The 22,131-nt window shown below is 43.0% G+C and carries 20 protein-coding genes and 2 pseudogenes; 20 read left to right on the forward strand and 2 right to left on the reverse strand.

The window, feature by feature from the left end; all coding sequences use genetic code 11:
• Nucleotides 1–56: 56 nt before the first annotated feature.
• A pseudogene (locus SST111_RS12610) lies at nucleotides 57–335 on the reverse strand (helix-turn-helix transcriptional regulator); the annotation flags it as partial.
• 276 nt (nucleotides 336–611) lie between these two features.
• Here SST111_RS12610 and SST111_RS01835 point away from each other — a divergent pair.
• The 3 genes and pseudogenes from SST111_RS01835 (at nucleotide 612) to SST111_RS01845 (ending at nucleotide 4,554) form a co-directional block, all read left to right on the forward strand.
• Nucleotides 612–3,911 carry an SEC10/PgrA surface exclusion domain-containing protein gene (locus SST111_RS01835; protein WP_099809810.1) on the forward strand — a complete coding sequence of 1,100 codons (3,300 nt, stop codon included), beginning with the start codon at nucleotides 612–614 and terminating at the stop codon, nucleotides 3,909–3,911.
• Nucleotides 3,912–3,914: 3 nt separating this feature from the next.
• Complete coding sequence (locus tag SST111_RS01840; protein WP_099809811.1) at nucleotides 3,915–4,238, forward strand: hypothetical protein; 324 nt, start codon at nucleotides 3,915–3,917, stop codon at nucleotides 4,236–4,238.
• A 160-nt stretch (nucleotides 4,239–4,398) separates the two neighbouring features.
• Nucleotides 4,399–4,554, forward strand: a pseudogene (locus SST111_RS01845) (putative holin-like toxin).
• 302 nt (nucleotides 4,555–4,856) lie between these two features.
• Here the strand turns inward: SST111_RS01845 and SST111_RS01850 are convergent.
• Nucleotides 4,857–5,855: a LacI family DNA-binding transcriptional regulator gene (locus SST111_RS01850; RefSeq protein WP_099809812.1), complete on the reverse strand. Its 999-nt coding sequence runs from the start codon at nucleotides 5,853–5,855 to the stop codon at nucleotides 4,857–4,859.
• A 132-nt stretch (nucleotides 5,856–5,987) separates the two neighbouring features.
• On the opposite strand from SST111_RS01850, the gene SST111_RS01855 reads away from it, so the two are divergent.
• The 17 genes from SST111_RS01855 (at nucleotide 5,988) to SST111_RS01945 (ending at nucleotide 22,131) form a co-directional block, all read left to right on the forward strand.
• Nucleotides 5,988–7,160 (forward strand): galactokinase, encoded by a 1,173-nt coding sequence (locus SST111_RS01855; RefSeq protein ID WP_099809813.1) that lies wholly within the window; start codon nucleotides 5,988–5,990, stop codon nucleotides 7,158–7,160.
• Between the two features lie 9 nt (nucleotides 7,161–7,169).
• Entirely contained in the window at nucleotides 7,170–8,651 is a 1,482-nt protein-coding gene (gene galT, locus SST111_RS01860) for a UDP-glucose--hexose-1-phosphate uridylyltransferase (RefSeq protein ID WP_099809814.1), read from the forward strand.
• Between the two features lie 74 nt (nucleotides 8,652–8,725).
• The gene (locus tag SST111_RS01865; protein ID WP_099809815.1) at nucleotides 8,726–9,634 is read left to right on the forward strand and encodes a DMT family transporter; all 909 of its coding nucleotides are present in this window, start codon (nucleotides 8,726–8,728) and stop codon (nucleotides 9,632–9,634) included.
• Nucleotides 9,635–9,683: 49 nt separating this feature from the next.
• On the forward strand, nucleotides 9,684–10,313 hold the full coding sequence (locus SST111_RS01870) for a copper homeostasis protein CutC (RefSeq protein WP_099809816.1): 630 nt from the start codon (nucleotides 9,684–9,686) through the stop codon (nucleotides 10,311–10,313).
• A 117-nt stretch (nucleotides 10,314–10,430) separates the two neighbouring features.
• Nucleotides 10,431–11,108: an SEC10/PgrA surface exclusion domain-containing protein gene (locus SST111_RS01875; protein ID WP_099809817.1), complete on the forward strand. Its 678-nt coding sequence runs from the start codon at nucleotides 10,431–10,433 to the stop codon at nucleotides 11,106–11,108.
• 110 nt (nucleotides 11,109–11,218) lie between these two features.
• On the forward strand, nucleotides 11,219–11,746 hold the full coding sequence (locus tag SST111_RS01880; protein WP_099809818.1) for a YqeG family HAD IIIA-type phosphatase: 528 nt from the start codon (nucleotides 11,219–11,221) through the stop codon (nucleotides 11,744–11,746).
• On the forward strand, nucleotides 11,747–12,853 hold the full coding sequence (yqeH, locus tag SST111_RS01885) for a ribosome biogenesis GTPase YqeH (RefSeq protein WP_099809819.1): 1,107 nt from the start codon (nucleotides 11,747–11,749) through the stop codon (nucleotides 12,851–12,853).
• A 318-nt stretch (nucleotides 12,854–13,171) separates the two neighbouring features.
• Complete coding sequence (gene yhbY / locus SST111_RS01895; RefSeq protein WP_024379048.1) at nucleotides 13,172–13,483, forward strand: ribosome assembly RNA-binding protein YhbY; 312 nt, start codon at nucleotides 13,172–13,174, stop codon at nucleotides 13,481–13,483.
• Between the two features lie 12 nt (nucleotides 13,484–13,495).
• Nucleotides 13,496–14,128, forward strand: coding sequence for a nicotinate-nucleotide adenylyltransferase (locus SST111_RS01900; RefSeq protein WP_099809821.1), 633 nt, complete (start codon nucleotides 13,496–13,498; stop codon nucleotides 14,126–14,128).
• Complete coding sequence (gene yqeK / locus SST111_RS01905) at nucleotides 14,125–14,712, forward strand: bis(5'-nucleosyl)-tetraphosphatase (symmetrical) YqeK (protein WP_099809822.1); 588 nt, start codon at nucleotides 14,125–14,127, stop codon at nucleotides 14,710–14,712. Before SST111_RS01900 ends, yqeK begins: the two co-directional genes overlap by 4 nt.
• A 2-nt stretch (nucleotides 14,713–14,714) precedes the next feature.
• On the forward strand, nucleotides 14,715–15,170 hold the full coding sequence (locus tag SST111_RS01910; RefSeq protein WP_099809823.1) for a GNAT family N-acetyltransferase: 456 nt from the start codon (nucleotides 14,715–14,717) through the stop codon (nucleotides 15,168–15,170).
• Entirely contained in the window at nucleotides 15,167–15,676 is a 510-nt protein-coding gene (locus SST111_RS01915) for a cysteine hydrolase family protein (RefSeq protein WP_099809824.1), read from the forward strand. The genes SST111_RS01910 and SST111_RS01915 overlap by 4 nt, the downstream gene beginning before the upstream one ends.
• A gap of 1 nt (nucleotide 15,677) precedes the next feature.
• Complete coding sequence (gene rsfS / locus SST111_RS01920) at nucleotides 15,678–16,037, forward strand: ribosome silencing factor (protein WP_099809825.1); 360 nt, start codon at nucleotides 15,678–15,680, stop codon at nucleotides 16,035–16,037.
• A 511-nt stretch (nucleotides 16,038–16,548) separates the two neighbouring features.
• Complete coding sequence (locus SST111_RS01925) at nucleotides 16,549–17,295, forward strand: class I SAM-dependent DNA methyltransferase (protein ID WP_099809826.1); 747 nt, start codon at nucleotides 16,549–16,551, stop codon at nucleotides 17,293–17,295.
• Between the two features lie 12 nt (nucleotides 17,296–17,307).
• Nucleotides 17,308–19,248, forward strand: a complete 1,941-nt coding sequence (locus SST111_RS12350) for a hypothetical protein (protein WP_238140602.1) — start codon at nucleotides 17,308–17,310, stop codon at nucleotides 19,246–19,248.
• Between the two features lie 43 nt (nucleotides 19,249–19,291).
• Nucleotides 19,292–20,380: a nucleotidyltransferase gene (locus SST111_RS01940; protein ID WP_099809827.1), complete on the forward strand. Its 1,089-nt coding sequence runs from the start codon at nucleotides 19,292–19,294 to the stop codon at nucleotides 20,378–20,380.
• A gap of 98 nt (nucleotides 20,381–20,478) precedes the next feature.
• A complete protein-coding gene (locus SST111_RS01945) occupies nucleotides 20,479–22,131 on the forward strand; it encodes an SWIM zinc finger family protein (RefSeq protein ID WP_099809828.1) in 1,653 nt (550 codons plus the stop codon).

Here is a 22,131-nt window from a genome sequence, read left to right on the forward strand (position 1 = left end):
TCTTTAGACGTCGCTGGAGAGAAACGGCTTATAGCCGGTGTACAAGCCACCCGTTTTCACGGGTGGTTATGACTGGATAATAATGTATTTAAAGCTGAAATAATATCATGTCGTTTCTCAGAGGGCAATTGTTCTATTTGTTTAAGGACATTATCAACTTCTTTGTCTTGTTTTGGAAATTCAAAGTTAAAAAATGTTTTTTCATCTATCTCTAAAGCATTAATGATTTTACTTAGGGTTTGAATCTGAAAATTATATTTACCATTTTCAATATTGTGAACATGTTTCGAACCAAGTTCTGCGAGTTCAGAAAGTTTTTCCTGACTTAACCTTTTTTGAAGTAGTACCGTATTCTTTTAGCAATAAATGTTTGTAGTTTGTCTTGTTCCATATTTTACACCTTTTCTTACTATTGTAAAGAGAAAAGGAACAAATAATAAGTAGGCTATATCGCACCTTAAACATTATAAAAGTGTTGAATGTTACACTAAAAAATGTTAGAATAGTATAACAAACAAGCTAAAATACTTGACAAATCGCTTGATATACTACATATATCAAGGTTTGACTTTACAGTCAAACCAATCCTAACAGCAACTCAGGAGAAAACTATGAACAAAAAAACAGTTAAAACTCTAGCAACAGGTGCGGCTATCACTCTTGCAACCGTTGGTGCGTCTACCGTATCAGCAGACACACAATATGGTATTGTTTTAAACCGTGTGACTGGTGAGTGGCAAACTGTTAACCACGCTACAGGCGAAATTGTAAAATCTGAACCAAATGGTACATACTCTACATATGACGAAGCAAACGCAGGTTTATCCTCATGGTTAGAAACTCAAGCATCAACTGTTGAAACACCAGTTGCAACTGAAACTACAGCTGTCGAAGCATCTAAAACATCAGCTGATGTTAAACCAGCTCTTGATGCTCAACAAGCTGTTGTTGATGCTACTGCTCAAGATGCAACTAACGCTCAATCTGATGCAGATGCAGCTAACCAAGACGTTACCACTGCTCAAGCAGACGTTGATACTGCAACCCAAGCAGTCAAAGACGCTGAAGCTAATGCAGTAAACGCAACACCAGAAAACATCGCGGCAACCCAAGCTGATCAAGCAGCTAACCTTGCTGACCAAACAGCAAATGCAACTGAAACAGATGAAGTCAACGCTGAAATCGCATCACAAACTCAAACTGTTGCTGATGCTAAAACAGCTGTCAACACTGCACAAGCTGAAAAAGACCAAGCAGATGCTAACGTAATTGCTAAAGAAGCTGACGTAAAAGCTGCTGAAGCCGCCCTTTCTGGTACTGGTCTTGCTGAAGCTCAAGCAACCCTTGACCAAGCAACTAAAGATGTCGCTACAGCAACTACTACTGTTGATACTGCAACGAAGGCTGTCGACACTGCAAAGAAAGCAGACGCAGAACGTGATGCTAAAATCAAAGATGCTCAAACTGACGTTGCAGTAAAAACTGACGCTGTTGATACAGCAAAAGCAAAATTGACTGCGGCACAAGATGCAGCTAAACGAACAAGTGATACAGTAACCAAAGCTACTGATGCTGTTGCAGTTGCTAAAAAAGCTCTTGAAAGTGTTGGGAAACCACAAAACATTTATGAAGCTATCAATGCTGAAATTGCAGATAAGACCGGAGCGATTTATTTCAAAGATAAAACTGCTGATCTTACTGCAAAAATGGCAGAATTTAAACGATTGATTGATGCAAATCAAGATCAAGAAGCACAAGACTATGCTGAAAAAAATCTACTCGGGGCAATGTTGAAAGCCTATATTGATGCGCCTTCTCAAGAATTTGTCAAGGCTCTAGTTGGTGAGACTGCCTTCAATAAAACATATACGCTTCAAAATGGCAAATTAGTTCTCTCTAAAGAAGACTACACAGCTCTAAACATTGCTTTTGCATCACAATTAAATGCTTTTCGAAAAATTAGTGGTTTTGAACCAATTAACAAAGTAACCGAATACTCGGTTGAACAAGGGCTGAAAGCTATTGATGCTTGGAACGAATTTGCGAATAGACCAGAAAATGCTGATTTGTATGGGTCTGAACTACGGCATAGAGGATTTGGTGAAGTAGAAAAAGTTACAAGTGCATATAATGAAAACATTTATCCAACGGGTGGATTTAGAAAATCCAGTATGACCTTCACAGAATTAAATACACTTTTTGCTTATAACATGTTGGGATTTGCTTTTTCAGATGCTCATGCTAACTGGGGGCATTACTATAATCTGCTACAGGGGTCAAACATCATGATGGGCTTGTATCAAAACAATGTCGGTGGTGCCTACTTTACCCATGGATTCAGTGATAAAGAAAGCAATGACGATATTGTTATCTACAGCCAGACTACAGCAGCAGCTGTTCAAGCACACAAGGAAGAGCTTGAAAAAGCGAAGGCTGATATTGAAGCCTATAAAACTCTACTTAAAAATGATTTGACCTATATTAAGTTGATGCAAGATGCCGCTAATTTTGACAGTCAGCTTCGGATTAAATATAAGCAAACAGGTTCTGTTACTGACGAAGAATACGCTCAACGTGATGCACTAGCGCAAAAAGTTACAGACTATGAAAAAGAACATAATATCGTTGTTCCTGAAGTAGATAGCAATATTATTCATTCTTCCCGCGTTATTCCATCAGGTTATGGAACGTATACAGTTGTTGAAACAGATGATAGTGGAAATCTACGTCTGGCTAAAAACTATTATGGAAACTACATAATTGATGTGCTTGTTGATCAGCATTATCAAAGTGACTTGGACTATGTTCAAAATAAATTGAATAAAGCACAAGCATTGCATGATACTATAAAAGATAAGTTAGTTGTACAAAGTGACTTAGCTACACTCCAAGCGAACCTCACTCAAGCTCAAGCTAATCTCACAGCCGCCCAGACTGCGTCAGACAGTGCTAAAGCTGAATTGACTAAAGCAAGCTCAGATTACGCTAAGGCTCTTGAATTGAAGACTCAAGCAGAGAAAACTCTTGCTGATGCTACTGCAACACCGCTTCAAACTCAAGTTGCTGAAAACAACTGGCGCCTTGCAACCACTGCACTTCAAAACGCTGAAGCTCGCAAAGTTGATGCACAAAAAGCAGTTGACAACTTCTCAGCTGATTTGGCAACTAAGAAAGCAGCTCTTGATACAGCTAAAGCTGACTTGGCTACGGCACAAGCTACTGCTACTGCAAAAGCAACTGTTCTTGAAACAGCTAAAGCTGAACTTGCTAAACAACAAGGCACACTTGATAGCTTGAACAAAGACAAAGCAGCACTTCTTGCAGAAAAAGACCGCTTGGTCGAAGAAGCAAAAGCACTTGCTGAAGAACTTGATGGTTATTTGAACGCACCAACACGCCTTGCTGAAGCTCAAGCAACCCTCACAGAAAAACAAACTGCTCTTGCAGACGCACAAGCTAAAGCTGAAACTGCACAAGAAAAACTTGAAACTGTTACTGCTAAACTTGCTGAAGAACAAGCTAAACTAGCTGAACTTCAAGCAGAATACGACAAACTCAAAGACCTTGAAGACAAAGCAAAAGACAATGTGATTGCAACACTTCCAGACGGAACAATCATTGCAGTACCAAAAGATGCACCAACTGCTGCTGAAAAACCAGCTGTTGATGTTGATGCGGTCAAAGACGCTATTACTAAAGGTCAAGATGTAACAGTTGTTGACGGTAAGGTTGTGGTGGCGAACCCACAAGCAGGTGTCACCGTCACACCACAAGGTATTACTTACTCACGTGCAGAACGTGCGAAAGCATTACCTCAGACAGGAGAACAAGAAAGTATTCTAGGCTTGGTAGGTCTTGCCATGATGTCAACGCTTGGCTTGGCAGGAGCAAGAAGAAAGCGTAGGGGTTAAACAATGAAAATTATAAAGACAATTTTCAAAACCTACTGGAACATTTCAATGTTCATTGTCCGTTTAGTAGCACCGCTTTTTAACTATATTGAAAGAGAATTGTTTAAAACATTAGGAACGATGGGACCAAGCGGATCAGTACCTGTTGATAAAGATCTATTTAACGGAGCTGCTGCGGAGCGGGAAGAAGCACGACGAAAGATGCTTGATACAAAGCGACAAGCTCAGATAGCAGAGGAACGTGCAAGACAAACACGACACCATCAAGACCAAATGCGAGCAGCACAAGCAAGAGCTGATGCTGATAGAGCTAGAAGGCAATACTAAATAAAAAATCTTCTTACTTAGATAGTAGGAAGATTTTTTTGGCTTCCCAAAACTTATTGAAAAGACTACGCTATTTCAACAAGTTTTGGGAATGAAATGTGTTATAATAGATGAGTAGAAAAGTGAAGACGGTGGCTCTGAATTCTCTGAAAGTGAGGTGATGCCTATGGGCAATTCATCAAAATCTGACGGAAAGGAGTAGCATCTTTTGACAGCTTTTGAAGTTGTGCAAACTATTCTAGGCTTTGGTAGTTTTACTATTGCATTGATTGGCTTGTGTTATAAAATCTTCAAAGATAATGACAAAAAGAAATAACCGTCAAACTTTGGACAGTAACGGTTATTTCTAAATAATCTAAACTGAGCCACCGTCTTTTTAACGGTTCTACATTTGGGGCTGGATTGCCGTCCAGCTCCTTTTTCTATATCCATTATAACAGATTACTTGTAAAATGCAAATAATCTGTTCATGTTGGCTATGAGCATGTGCTATGCAAATTTTAGTACAAGTTTTACAAGAAGTTTAACATCTTTAATACTTATTGAAAAGCCGTACTCGGTATCAAACCACTTGTATAAAATTCAATATAAGTAACGGAATGATGGAAGATTTCCTTATCAATAAGAACTCTCGCGTATTACCAGCTGGGTACCTAGTTTAATCTTACGGGGATGGTGGGGCTGCGGACTAGCAATCACACGGTCTAGCAGCTGCATGGCTTCTTGCCCCATTTCTTCGGTGAAGACGCTGATAGAAGACAAGGCAGGATAGACCTGACGGGTGATGGCTGTATCGTTAAAGGTGATGAGTTGGACTCTATCTGGCACTGCGATTTGACGCTCTTGTAAAGCACGCAGAGCGCCGACAGCCAGGGTATCATTAGCCATGAAGAAAGCTGACGGTAGTTGGTCGCCTAAGTCCTCAATTGCCTGGCTCATCAGCTCATAGCCTGATTGGGTGGAGAATTTTCCTTGGTAGATATAGCTTTCTTGGAGCATACCCAAGGTGTTTAGGTAATTACGAAAGGCAGTCAGGCGGGGATCTGTTGGCAGTTGGTGTCCGTCTGTGGTTTCTTCCTGTCCGACTAGGAGTCCAATATCAGTCAGACCTTGTGCACGGAAGTGGTCGATAACAGTCTGAACAGAGTGTTCAAAGTCAGTTGTGATGCAGGAAAATCCCTCTGTCAGCGTATCAGAATCCACAAAAATCAGCTTGGGGGATAGGCTGGCCAGCTCTGCTATTTGCCCAGAAGAAAATTTGCCAACCGCGATGATGCCATCCAATCCTTGAAGGAGGGGATTGGTCAGGTCGTTGAAGGAGCGGACGATTTGGTAGCCGAGAAGGCTGGCGGTCTGCTCGATGCTGGCACGGATGGAATAGTAGTAGAGGTCAGCCAGCTCTTCGCTTTCAGTGTACCATTGGACAATGCCGATGGTGCCTTTTTGTTGGGGAGCTTGTTTTTTGAGGTGTTTGGTGTAGCCCAGGTCCTGTGCCAAGTTGAAAATGCGGTCGCGGGTTTCTTGGCTGACGGATAAAGTTAGGTCTCCCTTGAGAACGCGGGAAACGGTGGCAGATGATAATTGAGCCTTTTCAGCGATGTCTTTAATGGTAACCATGATATTCTCCTATCTATTTGTATCTAGTATAGCACAAATGCTAAAATTAGTAAATTTTTAGTAAAAATATTGACTTTTATATTGTTAAGTTGTACAATAAAAGAAAACGATTACAATATCAAGGAGGTTCCTATGAACACAGAACAACTCAAGCAAGCCTTTCTCGATGTGTTTGGTCAAGAGGCGGATGCGACTTTCTTCTCACCTGGTCGGATTAACCTGATTGGTGAGCATACAGACTACAACGGTGGTCATGTTTTTCCTGCGGCTATTACCTTGGGGACCTACGGTGCTGCTCGCAAACGTGACGACCAGCTTCTACGTTTTTATTCCGCAAACTTTGAAGAACTTGGAATTATCGAAGTGGATTTGAACAATCTGGTCTTTGATAAGGCGGACAACTGGACCAACTATGCCAAAGGTGTTCTTAAGTTCTTGCAAGAGGCAGGTCACACTATTGATACAGGTATGGAAGTCTTTGTTTACGGTAACATTCCAAATGGTTCAGGCTTGTCATCATCAGCTTCTCTGGAGCTCTTGATTGGCATTATCGCAGAAGAGTTGTACGGACTTGAATTGACGCGTCTTGATTTGGTGAAAATTGGGAAACAAACGGAAAATCACTTTATCGGTGTTAATTCTGGTATCATGGATCAGTTTGCTATCGGTATGGGAGCAGACCAGCGTGCCATTTATCTGGATACCAATAGCTTGGAGTATGAATTAGTGCCCCTGGATTTGGGTGACCATGTGATTGTCATCATGAACACCAACAAACGCCGTGAATTGGCAGATTCTAAGTACAATGAGCGTCGTGCGGAATGTGAAAAAGCAGTGGAAGAATTGAATGCAGTCTTGAATATTCAAACTCTGGGAGAATTGGATGAATGGACCTTTGATCAATATAGTTATTTGATTAAGGATGAGAACCGTATCAAGCGTGCCCGCCATGCTGTCTTAGAAAATCAACGGACATTGCAGGCGCGTAAGGCCTTGGAAGAAGGAGATTTGGCAACCTTTGGTCGTTTGGTCAATGCTTCTCATGTTTCCTTGGAGCATGATTATGAAGTGACAGGTTTGGAATTGGATACCTTGGCTCACACAGCTTGGGAGCAAGAAGGGGTTCTCGGAGCTCGGATGACAGGAGCTGGTTTCGGTGGCTGTGGTATTGCCATTGTTCATAAGGATAAGGTGGAAGCCTTCAAAGAAAATGTCGGCAAGACCTATACTGAAGTGGTTGGCTATGAACCAAGCTTTTATGTAGCGGAGATTGCTGGAGGCTCTCGCGTCTTATCTCGAAAATAGATTGGAGAAATGATGACAGGATTGGTGGATCGTTTTGTTGAGCAGGTTATTGCCAACAGTGATTTTGAGGAAATGGATGCCCTTTACCTGCGCAATCGGGTTTTAGCCTTGGTTGGGGACCAAGTTTTGACTGTCCAAACAGAGCTAACAGACTTGATTGAACTCGAGGAAGAATTATTGGCTCACGGGGTTCGAACTGGTTTTGTGGGAGAATTGCTGGAAGAACAGGACATGGTTGGGGCTTGTTTGATGGACTTAATCACGCCAAGTCCTAGTCAGGTCAATCGTGATTTTTGGCAGACCTATCAGGATAGTCCAGAGCAAGCGATTGGTGACTTCTATGAATTGAGCAAGCGCAATGACTATATCAAGACGGCTGCGATTGCGAAAAATATCTATTATCAAGTTTCGACAGAGTATGGGGATTTGGAAATCACGATCAATCTGTCTAAACCTGAGAAGGATCCTAAGTCTATTGTAGCTGCTACGAAAGCTGAAGCAAGTAATTATCCCAAATGCCTACTCTGTATGGAAAATGAGGGCTATCAGGGACGGATTAATCATCCAGCACGCGCCAACCACCGCATTATTCGCTTGGATCTTGGTCAGGAAAAGTGGGGCTTCCAGTATTCGCCCTATGCTTACTACAATGAACATGCTATTTTCCTAAATCAGGAACATGTGCCGATGGTCATTAGTCCGCGAACATTTGAGCAGCTCTTGGACTTGTTGGATTTATTGCCAGGCTATTTTGTCGGTTCCAACTCTGATCTACCTATCTCGGGTGGCTCCATCTTGACCCACAATCACTATCAAGGTGGACGGCACAGTTTTGCCATGGAAAAGGCGCCGATTGAGCGTCAGCTGGTCTTCGACGGCTTTGAGTCCGTATCTGCTGGCCTTGTCAAGTGGCCTATGTCGGTGATTCGCTTGAGTTCAGCGGATAAGCCCTGTCTTTTAGGTCTGGCGGCTAAGATTTTGGAAAAATGGCGGAGCTACTCAGATGATAGTGTTCAGATTAAGGCTGAGACGAATGGGACTCCCCATCATACCATCACCCCGATTGCTCGGAAACGAGGAGACTTGTACGAGCTGGATTTGGTTCTCCGCGACAATCAGACTTCAGAAGAGTTTCCGGATGGCATCTATCATCCACACCCAGATGTGCAACATATCAAGAAAGAAAATATCGGCTTGATTGAGGTCATGGGCTTGGCGATTTTGCCTCCACGTTTGAAGGCGGAATTGGCTGAAGTCAAGAAATACTTACTAGGTCAAGACAGTCAGGTGGCAGCCTATCATCAGCCTTGGGCAGATAGGTTGAAGGCTGAGCATCCAGATGTGACAGAAGAGACAGCTGAAGAAATCATTCGAGCATCTGTCGGACAAATTTTCGCCCGTGTCCTAGAAGATGCAGGTGTCTACAAACGCACTCCAGAAGGTCAGGCAGCCTTTATGCGATTTGTGGAATTTGTGGGCCTCAAACAATAATGACAGCAAAGAGTGGGACGGTGTCCTGCTCTTTTGGTATAATAGGAATATTCGCATGGTGAAAAGGAGATAGGATGGCAGAAAAAAGATGGGGAACCTTGATAACTTTAGTTGCAGGGATAGCTTGGGGGCTTTCGGGTGTAAGTGGGCAGTACTTGATGTCACGTGGTGTATCAGTGGATATGATTACCTCCCTTCGGTTGATGGTATCCGGTGTTTTCCTGCTCGGGCTAGCCTATTTGACAGCCAGAGAGCAGTTGATTAGGGTCATAAAGAGCAAACAGGCCTTGTTAGGAATTTTTGTCTTTGCCATGCTTGGTTTGGTACTCAATCAAATGGCCTATTTACAAGCTATTTACTATACAAATGCAGGTACGGCAACTGTTCTCCAATATCTTTGTCCAATCTTGGTTCTGGCCTATACCTGTTTAAAAAACAGACAAAAGCCAAGAGGAATAGAAATGGTATCGATTGTCTTGGCAATCGCAGGGACATTTTTAATTGCAACTCATGGCAAATTGGATGAGTTGGCTGTGACACCAATTGGTTTGTTCTGGGGAATCTTCTCTGCCTTTACCTATGCACTCTATATTATTTTACCTGGAAAATTGATTCGTCAATACGGTAGTATGGTGGTGATAGGGCTGGGCATGCTGATGGGCGGTTTTGTGGTTACGCTTGGTTTACAAACTTGGCAGGGCAATCTACCGCTTGATGGTGGAAGTTTCCTGGGCCTGTTAGGTATTGTCGGAGTCGGGACGATTTTTGCCTATACGGCCTTTCTCAAAGGTGTCAGTATGGTTGGTCCTGTCAATGGTAGTCTATTGGCTTCTATCGAACCAATCGCCTCAGTATTTTTTGCGGTATGGTTGCTCAATGAACGTTTTTATCCGATTGATTTTCTGGGCATGGCCTTGATATTAGGAGCTGTTCTTCTTATTTCATTAAAGGATATTATTATTTCAGAGAAGAGTATTGGTTAATATACTCTTTTTTGATATACTAAAGTAAAAGACATAAGAGGAAATTGCAATGATAAAAGAATTTTGTTCGGAAAACCACGTAGATCTTGCTAAAGCTATCTCAATGGGTGCCCAGCGGATTGAACTCTGCGATAATTTGGCAGTCGGAGGGACGACGCCGAGTTATGGAGTGGTCAAACATGTTTGTCAACTGGCTCATGAGAATGAAGCCACAGTCATGACCATGATTCGCCCTCGCGGTGGAGATTTTTGCTATGATGAGGCAGAGATTGAGATGATGGTGGAAGACTGTAAGGTTGCCAAAGAACTGGGGTCAGATGGTCTGGTTTATGGTTTGTTAACCGAGGAAAATTGGTTGGACGAACCAGCCTTGGAAAGACTGTTTGCTGTATCGCAGGACTGTCAGATTGTCTTTCACATGGCTTTTGACCAGATCCCTCGCGAACGCCAATTTGAGGCTATTGATTGGCTGGCAGCCCATGGAGTGACACGGATTTTGACAAGAGGCAGTTTGACGGGGTCTGCCTTGAACAATGTCGATTGGTTGCAGGAGCTTGTTTCCTATGCCCAAGGTAAGCTTGAAATCTTAATTGGAGGTGGCTTGACGGTGGACAATGTACCTGATTTGTCAGAAAAATTGCCAGTTGACCAGGTTCATGGAACCCGTTTGTTTTGGTAGCGATGAATTACTTGTATTCATATACTTGGTGTAAATATGTAATAAAAGTTGAAAAGGTTTACAATTTCCCCTTATCTTGTTACAATAAGAATATCAAGCATAGGGGGGAAGAAATCTATGACAATCATTGAAAGAGCTGATAACTTAGAACGTATCATCTTGCCAGAAGGTTACTATGAAACTCTCGCTCAATATGTTCAAGCTGGGAAAACAGGTTTTGATTCTGAACTGGAAAAACTGGGTGAGCAGGGGCTAGACATCAATATCTACAAGGGTTCTGAGCAGGATAGGGAGGTTATTCTGGAAGATATAGAGAATTTACCTCAAGAGATCCGTGAAGAGTTAGCTCGCTTTGCTGCGAATTTGCTCAATCCACTGCGGGAACAGTTGGGAACTGTAGCTGTGGAAGTGAGTGATTTGGCCTTGGATTATGCGGTTAGTTTGGCTCAATCCTTGAGTAGTTCCCTCCGTTATCACAACTATGATAGCTTGATTGCCATTGCTCAACTTAAGGGTGTCGAACCCAAAGGCAAGGACTGTCTAGCCTTTTCAGAATACCGAGAGGCTTATACGCTTTATGATGCCAAAAAATTGGTTTACAAGGCTTTGATTTGGCGCCTCTTTGATGACAGTCATGCAGACTATGGTCATGCGACGACGATTTTAGGCATGGATGAGGATGATTCTGGTGTCGAGGAAATTGGATTTGCCTTCTCGAAATATTCACTGGATATTGATTGGTTGTTGACCCATATGATTTTCATTCCTAAGGATTGGATTTTAGAAAGCAAATAGCTTCGTAGAATAGGCACTCGGTTCCACCGGGTGTTTTCCTTTTGGCTATCTATTCGCTTTTTTCCCAGAAAAATGGTATAATTATCTGATAAAATTCTTTGGAGACGACAGTGAGTTTAGAAAATTACATGCCGGATTTTGCCTTGGAAAAGGCTTATGACGTGACCGTCGAAAGCTTGAAAAAACATGGCATAAAAGTAGTGTTTGTTGACTTGGATAATACCTTGATTGCTTGGAATAATCCCGATGGTACGCCAGAGATGCGCCAGTGGTTACATGATTTGCAGGACGCAGGTATTCCTGTTGTTGTGGTGTCTAACAATAAATACGAACGTGTCAAACGGGCGGTTGAAAAATTTGGGATTGAATTTGAAGCCTTCGCTCTCAAGCCTTTCACCTTTGGGATTAACCGTGCTTTGAAACGCTTTGATGTCCAGCCGCATGAGGTGGTTATGATTGGGGATCAGTTGATGACAGATATTCGGGCTGCTAAGCGAGCTGGGCTCAAGTCTGTGCTGGTCAAACCTCTGATTCAGACGGATTCGATTAATACGCAGATTAACCGTTGGCGTGAACGACGGACCATGAAGAAAATTATCGCTAAATACGGAGCGATAGATTACAAGAGGGAGATGTAAGTGGAAGAATTATTTTGTATCGGCTGTGGTGCCCAGATTCAGACGCTAGACAAGGCTGTCGCTGGATTTACACCTCAATCAGCCCTAGAAAAAGGCCTGGAAACAGGGCAACTTTACTGCCAACGCTGTTTCCGTTTGCGCCATTACAATGAGATTTCAGATGTCAATATCTCGGATGACGATTTCTTGAAACTCCTCCATAGCGTAGGAGAAAGCGATGCCTTGGTGGTTAATGTTATTGATATTTTTGATTTCAATGGTTCGGTCATTCCAGGCTTGCCTCGCTTTATTTCTGGAAATGACGTGCTTTTGGTCGGCAACAAGCAGGACATTTTACCCAAGTCTGTCAAGACAGGCAAGGTTACTCAGTGGTTGACTGAGCGGGCACATGAAATCGGCATGCGACCAGTTGATGTTGTCTTGACTTCAGCCCAAAACAAGCAGGCTATCAAGGACTTGATTGAAAAGATTGAACAACACCGCAAGGGACGGGATGTCTATGTGGTCGGCGTGACCAACGTCGGCAAGTCAACCTTGATTAACGCTATTATTCAAGAAATCACGGGGGACAAGGATGTCATTACGACTTCTCGTTTCCCTGGAACAACGCTGGATAAGATTGAAATTCCTCTGGATGATGGTTCCTACATCTATGACACGCCAGGAATTATCCATCGTTACCAGATGGCCCATTATTTGACGGCTAAAAACCTCAAGTACATCAGCCCGCGCAAGGAAATCAAGCCAAAGACCTACCAGCTCAATCCAGAACAAACATTATTCTTGGCAGGTCTGGGACGATTTGATTTTGTAGCTGGTGAACGCCAAGGCTTTACGGCCTTCTTTGACAATGAACTCCAGCTCCACCGCACCAAACTGCAGGGAGCTAGTGAATTTTACCAGAAACATGCGGGCTCACTTTTAGTGCCACCAACCAGCAAGGAATTGAAAGAATTTCCTGAATTGGTCCGCCATGAATTTACCATCAACGAGAAGACGGATGTGGTCTTCTCAGGTCTTGGTTGGATTCGTGTCAATGAAAAGGCCAAGATTGCTGCCTGGGCACCTAAGGGTGTGGATGTGGTCATTCGCAAGGCCATTATCTAATACTCTTCGAAAATTAAAAGCAGACGTTGTTGACTTGATTTGATGAGTGTAAAGCTCCAGTGGAGCTTTACAGCCTGCTACCTGAAAGCGTGAAAGTAGTAGGGTTCTATCTGCATCTGCGTCGCCTAGTCTGATTTTAATTTTCATTGGGTATAAGAGGTATTTGATTTCAGTTTTTACAATTAAAGAGAAAGGAAGTTCAAGTCTTCTGATTTGAACACGGGCTAAGTGTATCGGCGCAATTAGGAAAAACTTTGTTTTCTTTATTTCCCGATTGTAACAGTCTCCCAGTCTGTTACAACGCCCTTTGTATAATAAATTATGCTAACTTCAAAACAACGTGCCTTTTTAAACAGTCAGGCACACAGTCTTAAACCCATCATTCAGATTGGGAAAAATGGTCTAAATGACCAGATTAAAACCAGTGTTCGTCAGGCCTTGGATGCGCGTGAATTGATCAAGGTGACCTTGCTACAAAATACGGATGAAAACATCCACGAAGTAGCTGAAATCTTGGAAGAAGAAATCGGTGTGGATACGGTCCAAAAAATCGGTCGCATCCTGATTTTATTCAAACAATCTAGCAAGAAAGAGAACCGTAAAATTTCCAAACAGGTCAAAGAAATCTAAGAAGGAGAGCCTATGGCTATTGAACTCTTAACACCCTTTACCAAGGTTGAATTAGAGGTTGAAAAGAAAGAAACCAATCGCAAACAAGTGGGAATTCTGGGAGGGAATTTCAATCCTGTCCACAATGCTCACTTGATTGTGGCAGACCAGGTCCGTCAACAGTTGAAGTTGGATGAGGTCTTGCTCATGCCAGAATTCATTCCACCTCATGTGGACGCGAAAGAAACTATTGACGAATACCATCGCTATTCCATGCTCAAGATGGCTATTGCAGGTATTGAGGGATTGGGGATTGAAACCATCGAATTGGAACGTCAGGGGATCAGCTATACCTACGACACCATGAGAGTATTGAAGGAAAAAAATCCTGATACGGATTATTATTTCATCATCGGTGCAGATATGGTAGACTACCTGCCAAAATGGCACAGGATTGATGAATTGGTCAAGATGGTCCAGTTTGTTGGTGTCCAGCGTCCTCGTTACAAGGCAGGGACTTCCTATCCTGTTATCTGGGTGGATGTGCCCTTGATGGACATTTCCTCCAGCATGGTACGGAGCTTTATCAAGCAAGGACAGGTGCCGAATTTTATGGTGCCTCATGAAGTTCTGGACTATATCGAAGAAAAGGGACTCTACCAATGATTGCAGCAGATTTGACATTTGACCGTCAGGCTCTTTTGGAAAAAATCCGTGTAGCCATGAAGCCAGCACGCTTCCAACATGTCTTGGGTGTGGAGCAGGCGGCGCTTGCCTTGGCAGACCAATACGGCTGTGATCCGAAAAAAGCCAGTCTGGCAGCGCTTTTGCATGATTATGCCAAGGAAGTGGAAGACCAAGTCTTTCTGGATTTGATTGCCAAGTATGATTTGGATAAGGAACTGCTCAACTGGGATAATAACATCTGGCACGGTGTGGTTGGCGCCTATAAGATCGCAGAAGATTTTGGTTTGGAAGATGAGGAAATTTTCCAAGCCATTCAACGACACACCGTTGGGGCTGGGCAGATGACCTTGCTGGACAAGGTACTCTATGTGGCAGACTACATCGAACCCAATCGGGATTTTCCTGGGGTGGACGAGGCACGACGTATCGCAAAAGAGTCCTTGGACAAGGCAGTAGCCTTTGAAACTGCCCAAACCATTTCCTACTTGGCCAAGAAGGGGGGTCCCATTTATCCACAAACCTTGGAAACTTATAATGGACATGTCACATATTTGAAGGAGTAGATATGATTGCATTAAAACCTGTGGATGAAAGCTCCTATCAAGCTGTCTTGGACTTGACAGTAGCCGAGGCAGATAAGGGCTTCGTGGCTCCCAACGTGCGTTCCTTGGCGGATGCCTGGCTATACAGAATGAATGGTGATGTCTTTCCCTATGCCATCTGGGCAGATGAGCAGGTTGTTGGCTTCGCCCTGATTGACATTGATGAGGACATCCAGCAATATATGCTCTGGCGGTTTATGATTGGTCAAGAATTTCAGGGGAAAGGCTATGGTCAGGCTGCTTTGGAGGTCGTGATTGATCAAGCAAGAGCTCACCCTGTCTGCAATCATTTGATTGTTGCCTATGTCAAGGGCAACCAAAAGATGGCAAGACTCTTGGAGAAAAATGGTTTTGTCTTAGATCTTGAAGAAGAAAGGGAATTGGTGTTCCGTTTGGAAACGCCTGGGGTCAAGTTTTGAAATCAGCATTGTTAGTCATTGACATTCAGCATTTGCCTGTAGAAAGCAAGCCCTATGGAATTGAAAATCGGCTTCGGCTCTGGCAAGATTGCCTTGCTCAAGCTCGTCAAGCGGGGCTAGAGGTCATCCATGTCCGGCATCATGACAAAGAATTGGTCGAAGGGACTGCTGACTGGGAGATTCACTCAACTGTTGCCCCCTTAGCTAGTGAGAAGATTTTCGATAAGATCTTCAATAGCGCCTTCAAGGAAACAGGGCTTCATGCTTATTTGCAGGAAAAGGGAATTGAGCAGCTCATCATCATGGGTATGGCGACCAATTTTTGCATTGACACGACGATTAAAGTAGCCTTTGAACTAGGCTACAAGGTAGCTGTGATTCAGGACGGAACGACGACAGGTTATTCAGGCAAATTGGATGCCAAGGACTTGATTGACCACTACCAAAACATCTGGTCATGGAATTTTGCCCAGGTGGATAAATTAGAAAATATAATTAGAGGATAAGATGAAAGAACTAGATTTAGTAAAAGTTGTGGTCCAGGCTGCTGATGACAAGCGAGCTGAGGACCTTGTTGTAATTGATGTTCAAGGTGTGACCAGCCTGACAGACTACTTTGTGATTGCCAGTTCCATGAACAGTCGTCAGTTGGAGGCTATTGCGGAAAACATCCGTGAAAAGGTAGCGGAAGTTGGGATCAAGGGTAGCCGTGTAGAAGGCGATAGTAACGGTGGCTGGGTCCTTTTGGACCTTGGAGGCGTAGTCGTTCATATCTTCTCAGAAGAAATGCGTGACCTCTACAACCTTGAAAAATTATGGCACGAAGGTAGCTTCCTGGAAGTCGCAGAACTTTTAGAAGAGAAGTAGTGAAACCGTTTGGGGAACTGTTTCAGCTGGCCACAAACAACTCGAAAGTGACCAAAATAAGTTCACTATTATGTAATTAGAAGTGGTAGGCTTCTTGAAAAAATATGAAAACAGATTTTGATTTGGGTGCACTATTCGAAACTTGAGTCAACATCTCAGCGCAGTGGTTGATTGGCTTTAACAGTCCAGTGGACTGTTAAAGGTTGGAGATAAAATTTGCGAAGCAAATCTCTGCAATTCGTGCTTCCCACTCCAAATCTGACCTATACGGCTGATGCGAACGAGTTCGCTTCATTTCCCACCTCCAACAGTCACTACTCTGACTGTTGGAACTGTGCGGGGGTGAGAGTGAAACAGTTTGGGGAACTGTTTCAGCTGGTTACCAAACAACTCGAAAGTGACCAAAGAGAGTTCACTATTATGTGATTAGAAGTGATAGACTTCTTGAGCACAGTGTGAGTTAATGAAGCAGTCGATTGGCTGCTTTTTATGAAAGGAAAAAAGGGAAAATATGGCAACTTATGAAACCTTTGCGGCGGTCTATGATGAAATCATGGATGACAGCTTGTATGATAAATGGACAGATTTTAGCTTGCGGAACTTGCCACAAGACACCAAGACAATTTTAGAATTGGCCTGTGGAACAGGGATTCAGGCTGTGCGTTTTGCTCAAAAGAGTTATGAGGTGACAGGGCTTGACCTGTCCTATGAAATGTTGGAATTGGCTCAGAAAAAAGCAGAAGCTGCTGGTGTCATGATGGAGTTAGCCCAAGCAGATATGATGGCTCTGGAAGGTGTTGGAGATTTCGATGCGGTGACTTGTTACTCGGATAGTCTGTGTTATATGGCAGACCGAGAAGCCGTTTTGCGGGTCTTTGAAGGAGTTTACTCTGTTCTCAATCCAGGCGGGACCTTCCTTTTTGACGTTCACTCCATCTATCAAATGGAGGAAGTGTTTTCAGGCTATAGCTATCATGAAAATTACGAGGACTTCGCTTTCGTCTGGGATACCTATGAGGGTGAGCATGCGCATTCCATTGTTCATGAATTGACCTTCTTTGTCAAAGATGAGGACAGTCAAGAGGAACGGTTTATCCGTCGGGATGAAGTTCATGAAGAGCGGACCTATCCGATTGAAACCTATGTGGAATTATTGAAACAAGCTGGTTTTGCATCTGTGGAAGTCTTTGCGGACTTTGAAGATCAAGCACCGACAGAAACCAGCCAGCGGTGGTTTTTTAAGTGTAAGAAGAAATAGGTGGTATTGGATATGAACGTAGCTATCATTATCTTGGTTGCAATACTTGTTACTCTTTTATTGTCATTATTAGCTTATGTAGCTTTGTTTCAAATATGGTTAAATTCAAGTCGTCAAATACATGAATACGATGAAGATATTATTCGTGATCATTTATGCAAATTAGCCGAGTCTTTTGAATATTCTAGTACACAGATTCCCTACGGTCGGGCTAGATGGTTTATATTGGGGAGCAAAGATTTTGTTTGTACAGTTAATGACATTGAGAATTTGGAGATTTTTGGCTATAGTCCTATTAGGAGCAAAATTGACGAGGAGTTTTTGGAATATGGATTGTTGTTAACCCAGGATGGATTTTATTTTAGAGAACAAATCGAAAATAGCAATAATGATGCTGATGTTAAGTATAAAATTAGCAAAAAGTTTTTCCCTTTAAAAGGTTTATGGAAGATTTCTTGTAAGGGTAAAAAAATTATACTTTTTTATCCTAATAAGATTGAGAGACTATATTTTCAATTTGATGACGTTCAACAAAAAAATATAGTTGCAAATTTAAACTCAATTATTAAAACAGGTTATACGGCAGATTTACATGAAAACTATTTAGAAAAAGTTATTGATCGTTTGCAAAAAAATGATTTTCATACAGAGAATTTCCAAAATGGGACTAAAATAGGATCAATTATAGGTTTAAATATGATGCTAGGTTCTCATTTGAAAGATATTCAATTTAATGCTATCGCAAAAGCTCCACAAGGACATGGGCATGCAGCTGAATATGCTAATAATGTAATAGACAAGATAAAGTATCCTTTCCAAAAAGTAGAGCAAGTAGGGAGAGATAATGTCAAAAATGGGGCAGATAGAATTGTTGGAAATCAAAAAATTCAAACAAAATACTATGCAAAAGCTAGTGGAACGATAAATGCAGCATTTGATAAGGCTAATGGAGGAGAATACCGTTATAAGGGGATGCAGTTAGAAGTTCCTAAAGACCAGTATAATGAATCAATTCAACTCATGAAGAAAAAAATAAAAGCTGGAAAAGTTCCGGGTCATAGTGAGCCTGATGATGCCTATCTGATTATTAGAAAAGGGAATGTTACTTATAATGAGGCAAAACTGGTTGCCAAGGGCGGAAATATTGTCTCATTGAAATATGATGCCATAGATGGTGCCATTCAATCTATTCCAGTTGCAGGAATAAGCTTTGTCCTTGTTTTTGCAATGGAAAAATGGGCTGGAAAAGATACTGAAGAAGCTGCAAAATCAGCAATCTATTCTGGAGTAAAAACGATATTGTTGGGAGCGGCTATATACACAGCTTCTCAACAAATTGGAAAAATTCTTACTAAAAAAATCGCTGAACAAACAGTTAAGAATGTCGCAGCCAATACTGTTGCTAGACAAGCAGCAGGAGTTATTTCATTCGGAATTACTGTAGGTCCGGACGTATTTGATCTACTGCAAGGTAGAATATCTAGCCAACAGTTATTAAAAAATAGCCTAGTAGCAGGAACAGGCTTACTAGGTGGAGTTGCAGGTGGTGCGGTTGCTGGAGCATTTTTAGGTCCAGTTGGGTCATTTGTAGGTGCAGTAGCTGGTGGAACATTGGCTGCTGTTGGTTCTAAGGTTGTTTTAGACAACTTTATAGAAGATGACAGAATTGAGATGTTTGCAATTCTAAAAGAAGAATTTATTGATATTGTTATGGCTATGGCGCTTTCAGAAGAAGAGTTTAAAGAAATTCAAAATAATATCTTCGATAAGAAATTAGGAGAACGACTTAAAGACATGTTCCAGAAAAAGCAATCTGTTAAAAATAGGATGTTTACTAGAGAGTCAATAATTGAACGAGAGGTTGAACGAGTTATCTCAAAACGCACGGTTTTAGCAGAAGAGGATATACTTGAAGCAGTACAGATTGCAGAAAAAGAGTTTGCTGTAATTTAGGTATTAGGTTGGAGATGGTTGAATAAAGTCTAGGAGGTAGGGCATGATTTCAGGGATAATAGCGGAATACAATCCTTTTCACACGGGGCATAAATACCTGCTGGAGCAGGCTGAGGGGCTGAAAATTGTCGTCATGTCAGGCAACTTTATGCAACGGGGCGAGCCAGCTATTGTGGATAAGTGGACACGGGCTCAGATGGCTTTGGAACACGGTGCAGATCTTGTTGTCGAGATGCCCTTTTTGGTATCGGTCCAGTCGGCTGACCATTTCGCCAAGGGAGCCATCAGCATTTTACACAGGCTAGGTGTGGAAAAACTGGTTTTCGGTACGGAAGAAATGCTGGATTATCAGACAATTGCGGATATCTATGTGGATAAGTCGGAAGAAATGGAAAATTTTGTGAAAAACTTGCCAGACAATCTCTCTTATCCACAGAAGACCCAGGCTATGTGGCAGGAATTTGCGGGACTAACCTTCACAGGTGACACGCCCAACCATATTCTGGCTCTAGCTTACGCTAAGGCAGTGGCTGGAACAGGCATTCAGCTCGGTCCAGTTCAGCGGCAGGGGGCTGGTTTTCACTCGGAAGAGGTGGAAACGTCCTACGCCTCGGCGACAGCTATCCGCAAGGGTGCTGACCAGCTGGACTTGGTTCGTGACTTTTTACCGTCTGCCAGTCTCTTTGAAGAGGCGACCAAGGTAAGCTGGAGAAACTATTTTCCTCTGCTCCGCTACCAGATTGCGACCCACCCAGATCTCAGTCAGGTCTTTCAGGTCAACGAAGAACTAACCAGTCGTATCCGCTCTGCTATTGGGAGCGTAGCGACCGTGGAGGAGTTAGTGGAAGCTGTTGCGACCAAGCGCTACACTAAGGCGAGGGTGCGGCGGGTGCTGACCTACATCCTGGTCAATGCGGTGGAAACTCCCTTGCCAGAAGCGGTCCATGTCCTAGGCTTCTCGGCTCGAGGTCAGGCCTATCTCAAGACGGTCAAGGAGCGAGTGGGCTTGATGACGCGGATCGGCAAAGAGCCTTGGGACAGCCTGACCCAGCAGGCAGACGCAGTCTATCAACTGGGTGCTGACGCAATAGTAGAGCAGACCTACGGGCGCGTGCCAATGAGGGTGGAGTGAGATGAACTCAATAAAGAATGGGAAGTTTTTGTCGTTGACTTGAAAAACTTCCTATTTTTTTTGTATAATTTAAGTAGAAAAATCAAAGGAAATAAATCATGAAAAATTGGATGGACTATTTTAAGCCTCACATTGTAGATAGGGGTTGCAGTTTATTTTTAGACGATGCTGTTCAAGGGCTTCAAAAGACCAGTGATGGCTACAATGCACACGTTATTGGTGGTCAAGTCTATGAGGTGGAGATTAGCTTTGAGCACGGTCAGCTGGTCAGTATGTGGTGTGAGTGTCCATATGCTCAAGAAATGAACCACTGCAAGCATATTGCAGCAGTCTTGTTTGCTATTTCTGAATTAGATAGCCATCCAGCTCTTGAGGGCAAAGATGTGTCACTTGCCCAGCTCCTGGATAAATTGACAGTTGAGCAACTACGGGCTGTTGTTCTTGAATTAGCCCAAGAAGATAGGGAACTAGCCAATCGGCTACAACTGCGTTTCTCATCCCAGCTAACACCTCAGCAAGTGGAAAATGTGATGAAGGAAATCAGAGACCTGGGGCTTCCTTTTGAGGACAGACGTATGGGGTTTATAGAGTATAGGCAGACTAGGGATTACGAACAGGCTGTGACAAAGGCGATGCATCAGTATCTCCAGCCTTTACTGGATAGGTGTGAGTATGCGAATTTCTTGGCTGTATCAGATGCCTTTTACCATCAGATTTGCCAGCAGGAGTTGGATGATTCCAATGGAACGACTGGTAGTCTACTCTATAGCCTTGCAGGCTACTGGCAGCATTTATTGACTGTGGCTCCGGATCAGATTGCCCAAGAATTACTCGACTGGTGCTTAGAACAGCTAAGTGGCTATGAGGTTGCAGAGGATCTTCTCATGGAATTTGTGGAAATGGAGTTTCAAGAAGAACATTTCCTTGAGCAGAAATTGACCTATTTTCAAGCGGTCTTGCAAGCGATAGAAGGAGGAGACAAGTCCTCTTGGTCATGGAAATTCCGTCGTGATCGATTTGCCTTGCTCTGTTACAGGTTGTTGGTTCAGTTGGGCTCTAGTGAGGCAGATTTGCTGACCTTCCAGGCCAATCATTGGGAGGTGGCGGAACTTCGTAAACTAGCCATTGCCCAGGCTGTAGCAAATCAGCAGCTAGATCGGGCAGTCCATCTCTTGCAGGAAAGCAAGCGATTGGATGCCCAGTATAGGGGACTGGTGTCGGATTATAGCCAGCAGTTACGGGACATCTATCGTTCTCAAGGGCAGGATGACAAGGTTAGAGACGAACTACTGGAGATGATTTTTTCAGCTGGTGATACTGATTTGGATCTGATAGAGGAGTTGCGGGACTATGTTTCTAGGGAAGAATGGCAGAGCTACTTAGATGATTTGCTGGAGGATGGTCGTTTCCAGTCGCAGCAGTTGAAATTGTTGCAATTGGCAGACCGACCGCAGGAATTATTGGACCGCATTACAGCAAGTTACTGGGTCTTAGAAAATTTGGATCGATTTGAAGACTATTTATCAGAGAAACTGCCTGAGCAATTACGAGATGCCTACGCTCAAGCTCTCTGTCAGCAGATGGATGTGGCTAGTAGTCGAAGCCGCTATCGTCAGTTAGCAGGGTATTTAGTAAAAATTGCAGGTTTACCTGATGGGAAAGTGGTGAGTACAAGTCTTCGCACTTCGTGGAAAGTCCAGTATCCGCGACGCAAAGCCATGATAGAGGAATTAGATGCAGTGAGGTGGTAG

The organism is Streptococcus suis YS161 (assembly GCF_002760245.1).
GTDB lineage: Bacteria > Bacillota > Bacilli > Lactobacillales > Streptococcaceae > Streptococcus > Streptococcus suis_I.